15 protein-coding genes and 1 pseudogene are annotated in these 19,563 nt (G+C 52.0%); 2 read left to right on the top strand and 14 right to left on the bottom strand.

Annotation, left to right across the window (positions count from 1 at the left end; all coding sequences use genetic code 11):
* Positions 1-313: 313 nt before the first annotated feature.
* Both DXD56_RS00320 and DXD56_RS00310 read right to left on the bottom strand, forming a co-directional pair.
* Positions 314-1,723 (bottom strand): hypothetical protein, encoded by a 1,410-nt coding sequence (locus tag DXD56_RS00320; protein ID WP_117639286.1) that lies wholly within the window; start codon positions 1,721-1,723, stop codon positions 314-316.
* A 483-nt stretch (positions 1,724-2,206) separates the two neighbouring features.
* The gene (locus DXD56_RS00310; protein WP_117639282.1) at positions 2,207-3,025 is read right to left on the bottom strand and encodes a hypothetical protein; all 819 of its coding nucleotides are present in this window, start codon (positions 3,023-3,025) and stop codon (positions 2,207-2,209) included.
* Positions 3,026-3,233: 208 nt separating this feature from the next.
* Between DXD56_RS00310 and DXD56_RS10230 the strand changes: the two genes are divergently transcribed.
* On the top strand, positions 3,234-3,365 hold the full coding sequence (locus tag DXD56_RS10230) for a hypothetical protein (RefSeq protein WP_255413169.1): 132 nt from the start codon (positions 3,234-3,236) through the stop codon (positions 3,363-3,365).
* Between the two features lie 224 nt (positions 3,366-3,589).
* Here DXD56_RS10230 and DXD56_RS00300 read toward each other — a convergent pair whose 3' ends face one another.
* Positions 3,590-5,044 carry a reverse transcriptase domain-containing protein gene (locus DXD56_RS00300; RefSeq protein WP_147325164.1) on the bottom strand — a complete coding sequence of 485 codons (1,455 nt, stop codon included), beginning with the start codon at positions 5,042-5,044 and terminating at the stop codon, positions 3,590-3,592.
* A gap of 770 nt (positions 5,045-5,814) precedes the next feature.
* Between DXD56_RS00300 and DXD56_RS00295 the strand changes: the two genes are divergently transcribed.
* A complete protein-coding gene (locus tag DXD56_RS00295; RefSeq protein WP_117639276.1) occupies positions 5,815-7,248 on the top strand; it encodes a transglutaminase domain-containing protein in 1,434 nt (477 codons plus the stop codon).
* A 1,000-nt stretch (positions 7,249-8,248) separates the two neighbouring features.
* Here DXD56_RS00295 and DXD56_RS10280 read toward each other — a convergent pair.
* The 11 genes and pseudogenes from DXD56_RS10280 to DXD56_RS00240 all read right to left on the bottom strand — a co-directional run.
* Positions 8,249-8,353: pseudogene (locus DXD56_RS10280) on the bottom strand (DapH/DapD/GlmU-related protein); the annotation flags it as partial.
* 348 nt (positions 8,354-8,701) lie between these two features.
* Positions 8,702-9,856, bottom strand: coding sequence for a Coenzyme F420 hydrogenase/dehydrogenase, beta subunit C-terminal domain (locus DXD56_RS00285; RefSeq protein WP_117639272.1), 1,155 nt, complete (start codon positions 9,854-9,856; stop codon positions 8,702-8,704).
* Positions 9,837-11,180 carry an O-antigen ligase gene (locus DXD56_RS00280; RefSeq protein WP_117639270.1) on the bottom strand — a complete coding sequence of 448 codons (1,344 nt, stop codon included), beginning with the start codon at positions 11,178-11,180 and terminating at the stop codon, positions 9,837-9,839. The genes DXD56_RS00285 and DXD56_RS00280 overlap by 20 nt, the downstream gene beginning before the upstream one ends.
* Before the next feature lies 1 nt (position 11,181).
* Positions 11,182-12,672, bottom strand: a complete 1,491-nt coding sequence (locus tag DXD56_RS00275) for a lipopolysaccharide biosynthesis protein (RefSeq protein ID WP_117639269.1) — start codon at positions 12,670-12,672, stop codon at positions 11,182-11,184.
* A gap of 16 nt (positions 12,673-12,688) precedes the next feature.
* Entirely contained in the window at positions 12,689-13,774 is a 1,086-nt protein-coding gene (locus DXD56_RS00270; RefSeq protein ID WP_158549245.1) for a polysaccharide pyruvyl transferase family protein, read from the bottom strand.
* A 30-nt stretch (positions 13,775-13,804) separates the two neighbouring features.
* The gene (locus DXD56_RS00265) at positions 13,805-14,335 is read right to left on the bottom strand and encodes a serine O-acetyltransferase (RefSeq protein ID WP_199411515.1); all 531 of its coding nucleotides are present in this window, start codon (positions 14,333-14,335) and stop codon (positions 13,805-13,807) included.
* Position 14,336: 1 nt separating this feature from the next.
* On the bottom strand, positions 14,337-15,137 hold the full coding sequence (locus DXD56_RS00260) for a glycosyltransferase family 32 protein (RefSeq protein WP_117639265.1): 801 nt from the start codon (positions 15,135-15,137) through the stop codon (positions 14,337-14,339).
* Between the two features lie 79 nt (positions 15,138-15,216).
* Positions 15,217-16,272 (bottom strand): glycosyltransferase family 4 protein, encoded by a 1,056-nt coding sequence (locus DXD56_RS00255; RefSeq protein WP_147325162.1) that lies wholly within the window; start codon positions 16,270-16,272, stop codon positions 15,217-15,219.
* Positions 16,265-17,218 (bottom strand): ATP-grasp fold amidoligase family protein, encoded by a 954-nt coding sequence (locus DXD56_RS00250; protein ID WP_117639261.1) that lies wholly within the window; start codon positions 17,216-17,218, stop codon positions 16,265-16,267. The genes DXD56_RS00255 and DXD56_RS00250 overlap by 8 nt, the downstream gene beginning before the upstream one ends.
* Positions 17,218-18,315, bottom strand: coding sequence for a non-hydrolyzing UDP-N-acetylglucosamine 2-epimerase (wecB, locus tag DXD56_RS00245; RefSeq protein ID WP_117639259.1), 1,098 nt, complete (start codon positions 18,313-18,315; stop codon positions 17,218-17,220). Before wecB ends, DXD56_RS00250 begins: the two co-directional genes overlap by 1 nt.
* 29 nt (positions 18,316-18,344) lie before the next feature.
* Entirely contained in the window at positions 18,345-19,562 is a 1,218-nt protein-coding gene (locus DXD56_RS00240) for a nucleotide sugar dehydrogenase (RefSeq protein WP_117639257.1), read from the bottom strand.
* Between the last annotated feature and the right edge of the window lies 1 nt (position 19,563).

Below are 19,563 nucleotides of genomic sequence, written 5' to 3'. Positions count from 1 at the left end.
GTTAGAACGCCATGACTCTCTAGGAGTTCGATAAGTTGAGCGAAAGTCTAAAATTCCATCGCCAAAGTAACTCCTAAAATCAAAGGGCCGTTGCCGATAACAACCAAACAACGACCCTCCTTTGTCATCGCCTCACGTAGAGCCCACGACAACTGCATCACTAACTGGATGTTAACCTAGATGCGCAGTAATTGCGCATCCAAAAAAGTTAATCATGTAGCAAATACTCTTCGCGTTGAAACTAATGCAAAGCATTTTCGCGTCCGTGCACGAGAATGCGCAATCAATATGCGGAAAGGCAAAGATGATTCACCTAGCTAACAACCATCCAGTCACTACCGACAGTACTCGAAATCTTCGAGGAATCGCCGATGCACACGATGGTCGCCGAAGCGCCGGGCACATACTTGGCCTCAAGAACGGAAACACCTTGCTCCTTAAGCCTTAAGGTCGTCTCGGTTATCTGGGTTTTATTCACATCATTTTTGCTGACCAGTTTAACGCCATTGCCATCATTTTCATTCAGGCAGGATACAACCGTATTGTAATCGGCCCAATAACAGTACTCCCCAGAAAGCCATCCAAGCTCAGTGGCGCATATCGATCCAGTCGCAGAAACCGTCTTTGGAAGCAATCCGTAGCGCTGCCTTTCCTCAAATTCAAGAACATCGCAAAATACGCGATTAGCATTAAGTAATCTCGTTCCACAATAGTCCCCGTAAAACGGCGCAAAATGATTGCGGATAGTCCGCGACAACATACAGTAATCGTAGGTGTAGTAACACTTGAAGATTCGTAGGGCGTCTCCCCCTGCCCCTTCGGCAGAACGGGCGAATTCAACAAGAAACTGGTCCCACATGCGCTCAATATAGGGAATTGCGAGTTTAACGCTATCCATATCAGACAAAGGAGCATCGCTCGTCTGCTGCATTATTCCAGTGGTTTTTGCCAAATGGAAATGAGCTGCCATGCGCTCGATCGTTCGGATAAACTCGGGCCGATTCCCGTCCTCAATCGCCATAATTGCAAAGAAAACACTTCTCAACAGAAGATCACTTGAAAATCGCTGAGGTAAGAGATCGCCATATTCGCGCTCGTATGAGAAGAGCCTGGCCTCACCCGTATCGATTGAAGAGTAACCAAATACGGAGTCCGAAGGAACGACATATGATGGAGCGGCATTTGAGTACACACGGCTAAACTTAATTTGATAACGCTTAAAAAAGGTTAAAATCCAAAAGGTCACAACACCAAATAATGCCAGCTCAAACTCAAAGGCAATACTCGAAGTATCAAGCACATCTAGCCCCTGGCCTCCGAGATAGCCATCGATAACAAAGTGATCGAATGCGACGGACAGCAAAAGAGACATGAACGCCTCGAATGAGAAAGGAAGAGTCCGGTACCGCAATTTACCCCTTGCATGCTTGATTACCCCAAGAAACAACCAATAGAAAAGGGTAGGCATGTATCGCAGCGAAGGACCTGGAACTGAAAACGCATCGCAAATCGCAGCCATAATAAACACCGGGAGCTGGCAACAAATTGTTGGAGCGAGAATTCGGTAGGCAACGTTCAGCCTGCCCGACTCATCGGAGGGATACAGTTCTTCGACGGTGTATTGCCCTCCGATCGCCAAGGGCCCAGCAAAGCGGACAAGCTGAACGCTCGACAAACCGATAAAGACATAAAAGACAATCCAATGAATAGTGACCGATTCCACCTGTAAACAATCTCCTCAGGTCATACGCTTGCGATTAATTGTAGATAGACAGAATTGAACAGGAAGCAACAATATTTGAAACTGTTGTTTTGCGCACCCCGGATCAACCAACATACCCCAGAAAGGTCGCTGATGTTGACTGGGGTTCCCGTAAAACCCCAACAAAAAATGTGCGGAGTGCCGGCCTGAAACTGCCTTCGGACCCTATTGGCTGCACACCGAGAGGCTCCGCTATGAAACGCCCCCTTTACCACCCGCTCTGTGCGACCGCGTGCACGTCCATGGTCAACGCGACGATGCCTATGGCAGCCATTGCAGAGGGGGTTCAGCCTCAGAAGGCCGCCGAGCAGCAGGCGCAAGCCGTGAGGTCGAGCTCAGCGTTGCTTTTGAATGCAGAAAAACGAGTCCGAACGCAGCGGCGTCCGGTCCTCTTGGCAGGTCCCATCTTGGGTTGATGTCCACAAAACTAGCCCTTGCGGTCGGTTAAACAAGTTTGAGCAGCCTTTGATACTCTCCGGGATCACGCATACGCATAATATCCATGTATGTTCTGCTTTTTGCGACCATGATATCGTCGAACTTGGATAGGCCGTGCCCGCTCGCTCTTGTGACAACCATGCGGTCGTCGCAAAAATATGAAAGGAAGGTGTCCTTGCCGGGATGGTGTATCCGTCGGACGTCGAGCACGTTCCGGAAGTCATAGTAAAGTGCGGCGTTGGCGGTTTCCTCAAGTTCAGGCAGTCTGTCGATGCCTTCAAAGCGGCAAGGATAAATTAGCAGCAAGTTTTTCGAATGACTGATTGAGCGAAGAAGTCCTCGGGCCTCACGGTCTTCTTCGCTCAATTGTTTATTACTCTCAGTTTTTAGAAGCTCGTCAAGCTTGGCGAGGCTGTAATCCCTGAGAATTGCATGCAGGCGTAAGCCTCTCTGTTCTTTTACATGACTTCTGCAAAGTTGTTCTAAAGTTATTCCGCGGTCTGAAACTCGCCTTGACGAAGTGAGACTTACGGCGCGCATCATGGATTTTCCGAAGATGAGCTTGAAATCTAACTGATACGCGTCTGATACCGCATCACACTCCCCATTTGCCTCGGATACGGGCGCATGAAACTCCGCACCTCTGGTCAGTTCCTTGAAAGCGTTAGAGTGGTTGATGAGCTCGCGCGTCCATTCCTCGTATGTATATAACGGACGCCCAGAATAGTCTAGCATGAGGTCCTTAACAAACAATTCTGGGGTAATCATTGCGGATTTAAGTCTCTCGGCTCCGGGAACGGCTTCAATAAGCCTCTTATCTATCACTGTGGCCTCCTCTTTGCGGTAGTTTTACGGATGTTGACGGAAGCCGTTCCAGCAGGGTACGCCAAAGTTGGCCGAGCGAGCGGCCCGTCCTGGCTCGGAAGGGTCCGTGCCTTCGCCTAGAATACGCGCACCATGGCGCGTTCAGGCCGCTTTCGGGGTTATCCTGGCCGTTTCCATGGCAACCTCGCGCTACTTCTCGGAGAGGAAGATGGCCGAGTTGCACGACGCGGCGCTGCGAAGGGGAGCATCGTGCTGTCATGACTGGGCCGAGCTGGAAAAGACTGCCGGGAAGATGGTCGAATCCAGCCTTGAGCTTGCCGACAGAGTGGAGTCGGCCTAGGATATCGATAGATTCCGGATCCTGGACACAGGGGCCAAGGAGTCCATTACACCAACTTTCGCGACACTACCGTTCTTGTCATATCATTCTTATGTTCGGCACGAGTTTCAGAGACATCGTGCCACGACGACGTGAGGGCACATCAATTATTACCTAGTGATCGGAATTGGCCGATATCGATTAAGTATTTATGGCTATGAATGATCTGGCGTTAAAACTATCGTCTACCGAGCACTCAAGCGTTTAATCTTCCTATAAATCTTAGCCTCGTCGGGGGCAATCGGATCATTTGGAAACGCCTTTTGGGCTCTCGCTACGTAGGAAAGAAAGTTCCCATAGCGAGAAAATGCAGAAGGGTCAGCATCACCCGAGGAGCATAGCCTTCTTCCCTTAATACCGAGTGGTGAATAATGTTGATATAGAGCGGAGACGCGCTTTTTTGATGCGTGCCTTCCCTCCCCCTGATTAGAACGCGCAATCGCACTGGCTGCCTCACGGAGACGCTTATGGTACCTTCCAACCGTAGACTGTCGAAGTCTTACAACGCGCCCGTCAAAGTCAAACCCCAAGAAGCTAACTTTCTGTGCCGGATGTGCACCGGAGTACGAAAGGACCTTACCCGTACGAACGCTTTCAAAATCAAGCTGAGCAACCCCGCTGCTATCAACCCGGAACGCTTTGGTTTTCTCAGGCTGCAGTTTAACGGAATCAACATCGGTCATTAGATTGATTGCCTCTACAAGTGCATCAAAGCCAGATTTTGGAACGGCAACAATAAAGTCATCGCAATAACGAAGATACAAGCCACCAACCCGTTCAACGGCAAGCCTGACTTTCATATCGATATCGGCCATATAGATGTTAGCGAGCACTCCACTTGCAGCAAGACCCTGAGGAATGCCGAGATCAATACCCGTTCGCCGCCACGGCCTGGTGATGACTTTACTTTTGTTTGCAAGAAACTCAGACTTTGGCAAGATAACATCCAGCTTGTTAAGTTCGCGAATAGACTTGAACCGAAGATCGATAGCCGCATCACTAATCGTTTTCTCCCGAGCAGGATCGATTACTGGCCATGGCAATTCATGTCGAGCAGCCAAATCACCAATAGGCCAGCACGAATAGCGGAGGATATTTTTAATGACTTGATAGTGATCGTCCGGCAAGCGTCCACTGGGAAACAACGAACGCAACGACGCCATTAGATGGACATGGTTTAAGTTGTCGAAGAAGCTCTCGAAATCACCCGTAAGCACAAAAGCCGAATCTTGCACACGCATATAGTCGAATGCCTTTTTAGCTGAGGAAATATTGCTACCAGCAGTTACGGCGCCGTCTGATGAAAGCGAAGAGCGGTACGCTACGGCAACCTCATCAAACTCTTCGGCAATAGCCTTCTTGTTATATAAGTCCGACCACAGATAAGAGTAGTACTGGAAGACGCGGTGATCGAAATGCGAGGCATAAGCGATATTACGAACCTTGCAGCTTCGCTTGCCTCCACGATACCGAACAGTAATGATCTCGTTGGAAATTAAAGGGTAGAACGCGTGATTGGAAACGTACTCTGAATCTAAAATCTTGGCCTGAACTTCGGCAAAAGAGACCCTATGATCGAAATGGGCATATGAACTTTTGGAACTATATCGAGGAATACGAGTGATATCGAACTCGACCAAAATACCCCCAAATAAATCAACCTGTCCGGATCAACAAGCGGCGGCTAACCCTCCCCGGACAGGCTAATCAAAGGCGCAGCAAGTGCAACCAACGCTTTCGCGGCCACCTAAAACAATGCTTGCCTATGCGATACTAGACGAAAGCGAGGAATTGGTACTTATGACCATCGAGGCTCTTATCCAGCTAGCAGCAGGCAACGCTGGTGTCAATGTTGCGAACGTCGGAATTTCGTCGTTTGCGATATTGACGGCAGTAGCGTACCCCATCGCCAGTTCGCGATGGGCACCAAGCTTTATTCCCCATTCTTGCTTTGCTTAAACAGGTTATAAGAAATCGGCTCATGCAGTTAACAGCGCCTTGATGCACACCCAATTGTCTTGACGGCGGTCGCATCGAAAATGCCGATGCGTCTCTACGGATACAAGCGCCTCCTCATCTAATGCATGCACACGGTCCGCGAGACAAAATCGCCGACAACACCGTGAAAATCCCGATATGCATAATCTAGAAGTTTGGATGCACAGACAGGTGGAGTGGCATTGTTCAGCATGGCCGCTTCGCACTCCTCGCCGACGGGCGCATCGCCGAGGGCGAAGACATCAGCGCACAGCGAGGCAGAGGACCAACTCCTCCCCCTCCCCAACATTCCCCAGAAAGTTCGCTGATGTTGATTGGGGTTCCCGTAAAATAATCCCCAACAAAACATGTGCGGAGTGCTGGCCTGGAGCTGCCTTCGGACCCTATTGGCTGCTCACCGAGAGGCTCCGCTATGAAACGACCCCTTTACTACCTGCTCTGCGCGATCGCGTGCACGTCCATGGTCAGCGCGACGTTGCCTATGGCAGCCATCGCGGAAGCCATCCAGCCTCAGGCAGCCGCAGTGCAGCAGGCGCAAGCCGACGCTACGAGCAGCGGCGCAGGCAAGGCCGAAGACGGCACCAACGCAAACGCGACAGCAGATACCGCAGAGGACAGCACCGCAACATCCACCGGCACCAGCGCAGTCAACACGGAAAGCGCCGACGGCACCGCCGCCGCAACAAACACCCCCACCCCATCCCTCCGCGCCCAAGCCACCCCCACGCCCGCCGCAATCTCTGCCACGTCACAAACCACCTACGACCACTCCGCCACGGCAACCCAAAACGGTGTCACCTTCACCGTCTCGTGGAACGACGCCCCCGCGGGCACCGCGACGAACTTCCACGTAACCCAGACCAACGGTTCGTCCCAGGCCAAGGCGCGCATGGACGTGCCCACCTACTGGGACGGCGACAGCCAGGAAAGCGTCTGCGACCCGTCGCGCCCGGCATGGGCCAGCTACTATAGCCTGGGCAGCGCGGGCCACGACTTTACCTTTGACTTCACGGCATCGGGCGCGTACCGCATCCACTTCTACTTTATGGACAACGACAGAAACGACCCCCAAAACGACAAGGGGATCTACTACCTGCGCACCACGGCGGAGGTGACCGTAAACGATGCCGCCCGCCCAAGCGTCACGCAGATCGTCAACGGTGCCGTGGACCTGTGCAGGCAAGAGACAGACGGCTCGGAATACGACATGGCGCTGTGGCTCCACGACTGGACGCTTGACCAGCTGGAGTACGACCACAGCCTCAACTGGTGCTCGGCCGAAAGCGGCCTCACGCGCCACCAGGGCACCTGCGAGAGCTACCAGCGCATCTACTCCAAGCTCCTTAACGCCGCGGGCATCGCCAACGGCCGCATCACCGGCAACGGCCACACCTGGAACGCCGTAAAGATCGACGGCAAATGGTGCCAGATGGACCTAACCTGGGACGACACCAGCGACAACTGGTACGGGGACCTGGACCAGCGCCATCTGTACTTTGGCCTGACCGACGAGCTCATGGCAATCGCCCACTCCGACCACACGGCAAACTACCAAAAGGGCGACTACGCCTACCGCTCAACCGACCTATCCAACAATTACTTTGTGCGAAACGGCAAGGCCGATGAATGGGCCGAGAAGTATGCCGACCGCATTCAGCAGCAACTGGATACCAGGGAAGAAAGATTTTCCATTGATGCCGATAATCAGTCTTTCCCGCCGAGCATCTCGGGAATTCAGAATGGGATTGTTGCGTATGCGATGAATCAAATAGACCGGAAGACCGCTGGAAACAAAGACTATCTATCTGCCGAGTCGAAGGTCGAGATGACGTCGAGCAGCAGCTGAACCGCGGCAGGGGCTCGACACCTGCTCGGTGGATGCCGTCCCCCATGCGGTGAAGGTGAGGGGGATCCAGCCCGAGGGGATGTAGGAATGCGATAGGAAAGTCATAGATGCGGGCGTGCTGGCTAAAATGGGTCGGCCGGGATTGGTCAATCTCGGCCGACTATATTTGGCTAAATTATTCCATCGCTAACACAGAAAGCTCGCTGATGTTTACTGGTGTTTCCGAAAACCCCAACAAAATATGCGCGGCATGCTAGCCCGGTGCTTCTTTTGGACCCTATCGCCTGCTCCCAGAGAGGCTCCGCTACGCCCCCATCGCCCACCATGTGCAATCGCGCGCATGTCCATGGCAAGCGCACCAATACCCATGGCGGTCATCGCAGAAGCCATGCGGCTCAAGCAACAGCCGCGCAACAGGCACAAACTAAGACAGCAATAAGCGATACTGACAAGGCCGAAGGGACCACAAGCTCAAACACCACCGACTCAAGTGATTCCGCAGTAGATGTCAAAAGAGACAACAACGCCGCCCCCGTCAGCGCGACCAGCGCAACCGACAGCACCATCCCCCATTAGCTTCCTCATCGAGCAGCGCGCTGGGCGCCTCCTCGATGGTCTTCCTCGGAGGAGTCTTCATTTCCTTGCACAGCAGTTCCTCGTCGACCGTTACGATGTTCGCAAATTCGGCACGTATCCCATTCGTCTGTGATTCGCTGCTTAGCCGCCAGAGACCACATGACAGAGCGCGGACCGTGATCCGTCATGTGGTTGTCAATTTCCAAAAAACTTGACGTTACCAGTGATGCGGTTTCAAACCGGTTAAAAAGGGGTATCGACCCAAGCCGATACCCCTAATGCAAGCACGCTTTAATCCAATTAAGCCATTATCAATACTGCTTTATCGGATCAGCGTACATCGTGAATTGAAAGCCAATCCAGCAACCTATCGAAGCTCTCTGTAAACTAGATCCCGTTTTTCGTGAAATAGCATATTCGCGGGTACATCTTTAGAAACAACACTATTCGCAGCGATGACCGCATTATCGCCAATGGCTACACCTTTAAGCACCACGACATTCGCGCCAAGCCAGACGTTGTCGCCAATATGCACGGGCGCTGTCGTAGTCGGCTGGTCCCGATACATGATCCCATCCTGCGACATACCGTGGTCGAAGTCATACACATGGACGTTTGGACCAAATAGGCAGCCTCTACCAATCTCAATTCGTTCATGAGCAATCAGGACGCAACCGTAATTGAAAGACGTTCGTTCACCGACGCTAATAACGCCTTTATCCGATACGCGACAATAAAACGGTCGCCTGAAAGCCTTCGTCATGGTTATCTGGCCAGGGAATCTCCCTGCAAGAAACGCCAACTTACCCCGGACATAAATCCAGGTCGCCACATGCTCAACAAAGTCCATTAAATTCAAGAGAAACGCCCCTAGTAACTATTTCCTTTTAATAAGCTGTTTCACAAGAGTCTTGAGAGATTTCACGAAGCCGTAGGCGCCAACAAACCGAGCAGTGCCCTCGAACCCCTTATGCTCATAAGCCTTCCAGAAACCATCAACGTTACCCTGCGGAGAGGACGACCTCTCCAGCATCGGATTACCGGGCAGCACCTCTTCAAGAGATATATCTGTTACGCCGGGCTCAAATACACCAGATGCGACAATACGCTCGGCTAGCTCACTATTAACCATAACAACAGAAAGTCCCTTATGATCATTAAAACCTTTGCGAACTCGATCGACGCCAAGAAAATCAGCAAGAGTAAAGTCGGAAACCCTGTTGACGTCGGTATAGGCGCAGTTATAACAGCTGGAATTTAAAGCGTTATTGCTATAGAACACATCTCGCCAAGTATTAGATTCAATCGTGTCATAGAGAGCAGTGCCGTCGTCCAAGAGAGCCTTCTCGACATGGACTCCCCAACCTCTGTCCTTGGGGCGATGAAAATATTTGATGACCTTCTTTCCGGACTTTTTTTCCAAAAAGGAAATGTATTCGCGGAACATACGATTACTAGGTGTGCCATGGCAGATTAAATCGCAGGTAACCAACTGTCCGGAATAGTTTTTCTTAGATAGAAAACTCCTAAGACCCGCAATTTGGCATGGGGTTCCGCTGTAGAGCACGTCAAGACCTTGTTTCAAGTCGTTATATGCTTCGACATATGAAGAGCCAACGAAGCCCTGTGAGTATTTTGAGCCTCGACAAGATTGCGCGTCGTCAACAGAGGCACAACGCCGCTGAACAACGCGGAAATCTTCATCGAAGCAAGCGCCGTAAACGACGCCGCCATTATTTAGGACGTAAGTAGCCAAGGTCCAAAACGCGGCACCCGAGGAACTTTTTGCGCGTTCGGCGTCGTCAGCCTGATAAGCCAATACCCGACGAGAGTTCATCTTCAGATCGTCGCTCGTCAAACCATTAGCCGGACATACCCTCTGGCACAAACCGCACTCAACACATTTTGATTCGTCAATCTTCGGACGGTAAAACCCATGAGAGTCTTCTACAATCTGAATCGCCGATCGAGGACACACAGACAGACACGCAGAGCACCCGGTACAGCGTTGACTATCTTTGCAGATATCCATGGAATCCCTCCCTATTGTTAAGAATCATCTTGTCTGAGCCGCAAATAGCAAACGCCGCCACACATGAAATGAAATACGGTATGTAGCACTGCGGATCGTATAAAGGGTTGCCTGAAAAGCAATAAATTAGAAAGAAAATCTGAACACCCAAACAGGCCCACAAGCAAAAGGAGTCCCCATAAGGACCTTCCTCTAAAAGAGATTCAGATCGATGCATGGCTGCAAGGATGGAGAGAAACGCGGGCACAACAAAAGCCGCAAGGCCAATCACACCCGTCTCGGCAAGCAACTGAAGGTATACGTTGTGAGCACTCATCGACGAAAAGCCAAGATTGCTGTACATTGCACCAAGGGAGGTAGTGGCAACATACTTGGAATAAGTCCCCCAACCACAACCAAGTAAGGGTTTTGCATAAAACATACTCCAAGCGCAATCGTACAAATAGCTTCTGCCATTGCCCGTTTCATCATCTGAAAGCTCAATAAACCTCTCAAGAGTCGCCTGAACAGCGGGAACAAACGTAGCAAGAACGCCGACAGCTATTACAGCGATTGCAGCAACAACCAAGGTCTTGAGCATCGTCCCGGTAAGCTTCTTTCTATTTACGAACAGATACGAGATGACGATAGCAGCAACGGATGCAACCAAAGGACCCCGCTTAGTAGTCAGAAAAAGTGCAAGCAAGAGCATCAGGCTCAGCATCAAATCTTTAATCCGAACCTTTTCCCTGCTACCAGCAAGACCACAGGCCCAAGAGACGAGACCCAAACTCAAATAAATCGAATTAGTGCTGTAGTGCGCCGTGAAGCCAGAGCGATAGTCCCTAGCCATATAGCTACCTGAAAAGAAGGCAGATTTAACTGGCAGATAAAGTGCGGGGACTAGCCAGAAGACGATGGTGCAGAACGCATGAAATGCTGCAAAGGCGACAAGAACCCTAAGGCATGAAGTGACCCAGGATCGCTCGCCTGCCGCAACATACATGCACAGAAATAGAAGCGTATAAACTACGAGCAGGGTTAAATTAGCCACACCGTATATCAAACTATGAATAAAGAACAGCACAAAGAAAGGTGCCCAAACCAGCTCAAGGCCAAATCTTTTGCAAGCAAATCTTCTGTTAGTCACAAAATGCAGGAGAAACGCCGTAGCAGATAGCAGGAGGCAGACATCGAGTGCAAGCGCAGAAGCAGCGAGCGATTGGCAGAAAAAGGCGTAAAAGAGCAGTGGAATGAACACCATGGACCCATCATTTAGGGAAAAGCGTCGCTCTAACTCAGAGCAAGACTCAACACCGGCCCTAGACGCGCTGAAATAATTCATCCTATTTAATCCTCATAAAACGACCAATAATCGAACTATAGCTAGGCCTGTCGAAGAAATAGAGCGTCGCGCATGCGGCGACTGCGCCCCAAATGACAAGACCGATGGCGACCGCAATCCATCCTGTCCAACTTCCAGCGAAGCAAGACAGTAAATAGCCAGGCATGGCCACAAGAACGGTCTGTAATACATACACGCCAAACGACCAAAACGAACTCGAAAGAGAGTCCTTCGAGATTTTACGAGGCTCGTAGAGCAAAAGGTCAATCACGCGGTATAGATTGGATACGCAGGACGCAGCAATTGTGCCGACGACCCCAAAACGCATTGTGAGTGGGATACCCAAGACGATAATGATTGCAGCCTGCAAGCAGGTCTGCGCCCTAGTCTCACGGTACATGCCAGCAGCAATTACAAGTAGGCCCTGGGACGACTTGCCATGATAGAGAAAAACATTTAGGACGACGAGGAAACCGAGCAGGACATTGTGGTAATTTGCATCGTGAAACCCGCCTGCATACAAATCAACAAACGGCATAATCAATGAAAAAGCACATCCGCATGCCACAGCGGAGACTGCGTACACAAGCGCTCGATATGGCTTATAGGAAGACCGAAGACCCTCGTAGTCTCCCTCAGCAATCTGTCGACCAAAGAGCGCCTGAAGCCCTGTACCAAGGACATTCGGAATCATCTGTAGCCCCGTAGATACGAGCATGTAAACAGCAAGAACGCTAACTTCACTCATGCTCCCACAGAGGAAGGTCGCCAAAATAACGGGCGCGCCCGACTGAACGGCTCCCAAGATTTGGAGAAACAACGCATCCCATCTCTGGGGTAGCTGATAGTCACCGTAATCAACCTTGCAATTGAGCTTCGGATAATGGCGGCGTGTATACAGAGCGAGAATCAGGCTGCGCGCAAAAACCGCAGAGAGAGCCAACGCATAGACAGCGACAACAGGAGCATGGAGATAGGCAAACAAGAAAATGACGGCCGTGTTAACCAGCGTGAAGACCGTCGATGCGAGTTGAATGAGCCAGTTCTTTTGATCGGCGGTAAGGAAAACTTGGTACTTGGCGAGGGAAAAGAAATCCACGACGATCTTGGCACCCAACAGGAAGGTAAGCACCATGATCTCCCAAGGCGCAAGCGAACCTACCGAGACAAATATGGGATAAACGACCGAAAGGCCAACCAGCAAGACAAGAAACAACATGCCCGACTTCTGATAAAAGACCTTCGAGGCCGAAGCCACGACGTTAATCCCATCCCAGTCGCCCTTAGCAATAGGCTTATATAGAGCGAAGGTCGCCGCACCAGAAATACCAGCTTCGACAAGTGCGAAATAACCAATAAACTGAGTTAGAGAGGTCACCAGACCGTTAACCTCGGATCCATATACGCCAATAATCGCCCTTGGGACGAGGAAGCCGGCAACGATAGCGGTCAACTGGTAGACCAAGTTCCAAAAAGTATTCTTTGCAAACATAAGCCAGAAACGACACCTACAATCCAATGCAGCGAGCGATAAAGGCACGCGCTGTATCACGGTCATGTGAGAGGGTCTGGTTTGCATGACCATAGTCAACAGCCGAAGTAACGACCTCGTCTCGATACAGACAACCCTCAATTCCATAACGTGCGAGCAGGTCTGTAATCCTGACGTTACTCTGAACGGCGGAGTCCGACGTTTTAACGACAAACGACTTATTGAAATTCATGGAGAAGCAGGCGCCGTGGAAGGAGTCCGTGCAAACAAACGACGCCTCACTAACAAGCTTCAAGAAAGCAGCCGGACCGATACCCCTCACGTTAATCATGCCGGGGAATTTCTTCGTGTTGTAATGAATGCAGACGACAGGAACGCCGAGCTCGCTGGCGATCTTCCTAGCTCGATCCACGAGTTTTTGCTCAGAGTTAAGCGTATAAAGCAGAACATAGGATTGAGGTATCGTATCCAAGCCGTCATCTGAGGCTAACGCCGACCAGTCATCGCCCGTAAGAAGCAGGGTCGGATCAGGCATAAATACAGATTCGAGCCCCATCTCGCTAAGGACCTCCATAGAGCTCGGTTCCCTAACGGAAAGACCAGTGAACTTTGCCAGCCTGTCGGCCGCGCCTTCATCGCATGCCAAAATGGATTCCGCCGTCGCATCTCCCAGACTGGCAGCATAAGACGCGACCTTTGTAACTTCAGCGATGCCTTCACCCAAGAAGACTGGGTCATGCCCATTAACCCGAGGATTGAAAACCTGATCGCTGCCAATGAGGACGCAGTCGAGGCTCTTGGCTCTATCAATAAGAGCTTGCTTATCCAGCTTTCCCGTAGGGCTTAGATTGCGCTTAGCAAATCGACTGAACGAATTAAGCCTCTGGCGCTCAAAACCCCTGCGAAGGAAATAGCGAACGGCATCCGAAGGATTGAACGAGAAGCACGTACCCAACTCTCGATCATCGAGTTCCTTATTGCTGTAATTGAGCACTTCGCAGTCGCAGCCCAACGACATCACGGTCCTGCGCAGAGCACATGCTTGTAGCGAAGCACCATAATTTACGGTATTCGAAAATGTGAGGATGCCTATGCGTTTCAATATCTTACCGCCTAACTATTCGCAAGCTCGTTAAACCAAATTGATGATGTAACCTTCAGTAGCGTTATCGGTTTCGATAATCTTGCACGGGTTGCCAATGACTATCGAATGATCGGGAATATCCTGGTTAACAAAGGTATTGGAGGCAATAAAGACATCGTTTCCAATGGTCACATTACCTGCAACCGTCGAGTTAATACCGAGATATACGCGGTCACCAATCGTAGGGACGCCCTTTCTATGGCCACGGTTTTCTTGGCCGATGGTGCATCCCTTATGGATGTTCACGTTACGGCCGAACTTCGCGCCGGCGTTTACAGTAATGCCGTAAGGGTGACCAATGTAGAAGCCTTCACCAATTTGAGTTGATGGCGAAATCTCGAGTCCACACTTCCTGGAAAGATGGTTCCTCGGAAGCGTGAAGAGGAGTTTTCGCAAACCCCCTGCCTGACACATCCTTAGATAGAAAACATAGCGGTAGCCAAAATCACCTAATAACCGGCCGAGCTTTACGCCTTGCGTACCGAAATAGTGATAAGTATCTTTAGCGAATACGTCCACTCTAACTTCTCTCTCCTCTAGCAATCTTTTCGCGAACAACGCCAAAGATTCTCTTAGTTCCTACAACCAAGCCACCGTCACTAAGCTCCATGAGAATTCGACCCAAAATCTGCGAAAGCCTTCGCCCAATGAAAGGGGAACACTTACGCACAACCTTCCGCTTGATGCGATATTTGGGCTCAACCCAGCTTCCCGAAGAGCGATGGATGCTGTAGGTTTCACGCTTGATGTGATAACCGCCGAAACCGTAAACGGGGTTGAACGCTTTGGAGTCCAAGGCAAGCCAGCCACCGAAATGCTGCTCTTTATTCACGCGTTCAAAGCCGATTTTTTGAAGCTCAGCAGTGAATACCTCATTCACCGTGATCTTGTCGAGAAAATCAGGATCACAGGAGAACTCCATCGACTCATATCGTTCCACGCATGCGCGAATTACAGGGTCATGAGGCTCAACAGCAACAATCAAGCCGGTGGTGGCAGTCAACGAGGATTCTTCGATTGCAGTGAAAGGAATGCTTTCCATGAGAGGCGATATGTCTCGTATGAGCTCGCTGCCGATATCCATATAGATGCCGCCGTGCTCATACAAGACCTTAAAGCGAGCGTAGTCCGACACAAATGCCCAGAGGCCCGCCGCATACGCGCCCCTTGACCAAGAGCATGATGCGAAGTCGAAGTTATCCTCATTCCACTGCTTGACCTCAAACCCAGGCGCAAACTTCTCCCACGAAGCCAAGGACCTCACAGCAGTCTCAGAGAGCGGATTGCCTCCGAACCAGCAGTAATGAATAGTCTTATCCATCGTCACGCTCCTAAATGTGCAACTTGGAAATAAGAAACGGAGTCTGACGGGTCTCCAATATCGTCCAAGAAAGCGAGTCTCACCGGCAAATATCTTCGTAAACCATGCCAAGCCGGTTCATAAACGCCGTAAGGGAAAAGGCATCTTTTATGCGAGCTCGTCCCTGAATTCCAATCATTTCCTTGTAAGAGATATCGCTCATGAGATTCTCGAGCTTAGTGGCCAACGCATCAACATCATCAACTGGAAACATAATTCCGTCTACGCCGTCGGTAATGACTTGTGGAATACCCCCGACAGGAGTCGCAATGGTAGCAAGTCCGTACGACATTGCCTCAAGCACGCTCATAGGCATGCCCTCATTCTTTGAAGGAAGGCAGAACATGCTACTGTTGCGAAAGGCTTCGTCTTTTTTTTCACCTTTAGCCCAGCCTATAAAGCTGCACCTGTCACCAATTCCAAGTTCATCCGCCAGTTGTTCATATGCTGGCACATCCCCGTCTCCGCCAAAGACAAAACGCGCATCGGGATGAGTCTTAAGAACGCGCTTAGCAGCGCGCAAAAGTAAATCCGGACTCTTGCGCGCATCAAGACGCCCCATGAACAAAACCGTATTGCACGAATAATCAATAGCGTTAACCTCAGGAACGTCAACGGCGTTATGCACCACCACGATACGATCCAAGGAACAGATGTGCCTTTTTAGAAGGAATTCCTTCCACTCCTCCGACAGAACGACCACCTTTGAGCAACATTCAAAGGAATGCGAGATATCGTGTCTCTCAGCCTCGCTACATTCTTCGTCAAACCAAACACCGAACTCGCTACCATGCAGATGGAGAAGAACGGGTTTGTTTCGAAAGAAGGCCGCCCTCATGAAGATCTTTTTTCGGCGATAGCTGCCACGAGACGCCATATGCACATGTACGAGATCGCACGCGTTGAGCCTACTGAGATATTTCATATAAGCCACAAGGGCAATGGAGAGCTTCTTGAACTTCCCGCCCTCAGCAGTTGTCGAAATGAATTCTATTGAACCTTCGTTACGATTCGACCACTTCATAATGTTGTTTTCAACCGTGGAGATGCCACCCATAGCATCAAGACTCGGGCCAATCATCAACACTTTAGGCATTATCAGCACCTAAAGATCTTTTAGAAGAAGGGCAAGACCAATCGCAGTACTTTTCTAAATGGGAAACAGTTGGCAAAACAAACAAATCGCCAAGCTCTCGGTCAAGTCTATCGGGTTGCTCCTCTAGAGCATAGAAGGGATCGTATCCGCCTCCGGTATAGAAAGTCATCTCGCCAAAGTAAGGTTTACCGCTAATGTTGTACCAGTCAACCCGCACGTGAGGGAAACCATCAGAGAGTTTCTCGGAAAGCTCAAGCATAAGTTCGTAGTTCTCGGGCTTTACAGTAGGCTCATGCTCAGATGCCTCATGGTCGATATCGCCACGCTGCTCCCATTCAGTAGAAAAGTACTGCATTTCATGATTAGTGAAACGATCGGCGTCCGTCTGAACAAGAGCTGCCTTACCGTCAAAACAATAGAATTTGTAATCAGTCGGAGTCGCTCTTCCAGGTTCATCAAGAAATGCTTCCGCCACAATGCGAGGCGTGATACCGAGATAAGCCCACTCCCTGCCCTGCCAATACCAGTTTCTATGCAAGGCAACATTCAGACGTTTCTTGGCCTCAACAAAATCAAAATTCGACTTATCCGTGCAAACAAATGTGCTCTGCGAGTCGTGAGTACATTTAAGCACAAACTTCTCCGGCAATTTATCGAGATCGATCTCTTCAGCTGCATTGAAAACACCGAAAAGTGGCACAAGATACTCGGACCCAATACGTTGTTCGACGAAAGAGCGCACGCCATATTTATCTGCGAGCTGAGTCAAAACTGGATTATGGTAGTTAAGCTTGTACCACTGCAGCTTCTCATTGAATGTCTTAGGACACTCGAAATCAGGCTCGTAATGAAGTTTGGCTTTGAAGTAGAGACGCATATATGCCTCATCAGGAATGAAGCGCAGGTTGTTTTTAAGAGAAAGAGTAAACCTCTTTTTTAGCTTCACTATTTACCTCCAATAACGTCCGCAATTCGCTCACTCGCATGTCCGTCACCGTAAGGATTCGACGCATGACTCATGACCTCGTACTCGGCCTGATCGCTGAGCAGGCGGCTGAACTCGCGGTAGATCACGTCCTCCTCGGTGCCGACGAGCTTCAGCGTGCCGGCCGCCACGCCCTCGGGGCGCTCCGTGGTGTCGCGCATGACGAGCACCGGCTTGCCCAGACTCGGGGCCTCCTCCTGGATACCGCCGGAATCGGTGAGGATGAGGTGGCTCGCGGCCATGAAGTTGTGGAAATCGAGCACCTCGAGCGGGTCGATGATGTGCAGGCGGTCGAAGCCGTCGAGCTCCTCGTGTGCCGCCTTGCGGACGAGCGGGTTCATGTGGATGGGGTAGATCGCCTTTGTGTCCGGATGCTCCTCCATCACGCGGCGGATGGCGCGGAACATGCGGTGCATGGGCTCACCCAAGTTCTCGCGGCGATGCGCCGTGATGAGGATGAGGCGGGAGCCCTCAGCCCAATCGAGCTCGGGGTGGGAGTAGCCCTCGCGCACGGTAGTGCGCAGTGCGTCGATGCCGGTGTTGCCGGTGACCCAGATCCCGGACTCGAGCTTGCCCTCGCCGAGCAGGTTCTGCTTGCTCGCCTCCGTGGGTGCGAAGTAGTACTCGCTCACGATGTCGACCGCCTGGCGGTTGAACTCCTCCGGCCAGGGGCTGTAGATGTCGTGCGTGCGCAGGCCGGCCTCCACATGCCCCACGGGGATCTGCAGGTAGAAACACGCGAGCGCCGCGGCGAAGCTGGTCGTGGTGTCGCCGTGGACCAGGACCACGTCGGGCGTCTCGTCCTCGAGGACGGCCTTGAGCTTAAGCAGCACGTCGCACGTCACGTCGAACAGCGTCTGGCCCGGCTTCATGATCGCCAGGTCGTGGTCGGGAGTCACATCGAAGACGCGCAGAACCTGGTCCAGCATCTCGCGGTGCTGGCCGGTCACAGTCACGACGGTCTCGAACTCATCCGTACGCGCCTTGAGCTCGTTGGCGAGCGGGCACATCTTGATTGCCTCCGGGCGGGTGCCGAAGACGAGCATTACCTTCTTCAAAACGATTTCTCCTGAAGAGTCACATGGTCTTACAGCTTGTAGACGTTCTCTCCGTCGCCGCAGACGTTGCGCGGGTCGATAAGGACGCGCTCGCCGAAGATGCCGGGGTTGTCCGTGACCTGGGAGTGGCCGACCATCACGATCACCATCTCCAGTCCGTCCAGGAACTCATCCATAGAGTGGACCTGGCCGGGAACCTCGTCGCGCTCGACCCACGGGTCGTAGACCTTGACGGAGCCGGCGCAGAGGTGCTCGGACATGGACTCGAGCATCTGCAGCGTCGGGGACTCGCGGACGTCGTCGACGTTCTCCTTGTAGGTGAGGCCGTAGATGCCGACCTTCGAGGCGTCCGTGATGCCGCGCTCGACCATGACCTCGTGGGCCCGGTGCATGACGTACTCGGGCATGGAGGCGTTTGTCTGCAGGGCGAGGCGGATGAAGTTGGCCGTCTCGGGGTAGTCGCCGACCAGGAACCACGGGTCGACCGGGATGCAGTGGCCGCCGACGCCCGGGCCGGGGTTGAGGATGTTCACGCGCGGGTGCTTGTTGGCGATGCGGATGACCTCGGCGACGTCCATGCCACCGATGCGGCAGATCTTGGCGAGCTCGTTGGAGAAGGCGATGTTCACCGCGCGGAAGGTGTTCTCGACGACCTTGGTCATCTCGGCGGTGCGGATGTCGGTGACGGAGATCTCGCCCTGGCAGAAGCTGGCGTAGACCTTCGCCACGGCCTCGCCCACCTCGGGGTCGTCGGCGCCGATGGTGCGGTTGTTGTGCAGCAGCTCGTAGACCATGTTGCCCGGGATGATGCGCTCGGGGGCGTGGACGAGCCTGACGTCCTCGCGGCCGGCCTCTATGAGTAGCGGGCGAACGAAGCGGTCGATGGTGTTGGGCGAGACGGTGGACTCGACTACGAGCACGGCGCCCTCGGGCGCGACCTCGAGGACGGTCTTGCAGGCCGCCACGACGTAGCAGGGGTCGATCTTCTTGTCTAGCTTGTCGTAGGGAGTGGGGACCGAGACGATGTAGGTGTCGCAGACCTGGTAGTCGGTGGAGAACTTGATTCCGGACTTCAGGGCGTCGGCGAACAGCTCGTCCAGGCCCTCCTCCTTGAAGGTAGTCTTGCCGGCGTTGAGCGTGGCGACGAGCTCCTCGTTGTAATCCGTGCCCACGACCTCCACGCCGTGGGATGCCATCATGAGGGCGGTGGGCAGGCCGATGTAGCCGAGACCGATAACGTTAACCATT

Origin of the sequence: Collinsella sp. TM06-3, assembly GCF_003436395.1 — a bacterium.
In the GTDB taxonomy this organism is placed as follows: domain Bacteria; phylum Actinomycetota; class Coriobacteriia; order Coriobacteriales; family Coriobacteriaceae; genus Collinsella.
Note: the sequence above shows the minus strand (reverse complement) of the source record. Positions and strands in the feature narration are given on the sequence as shown.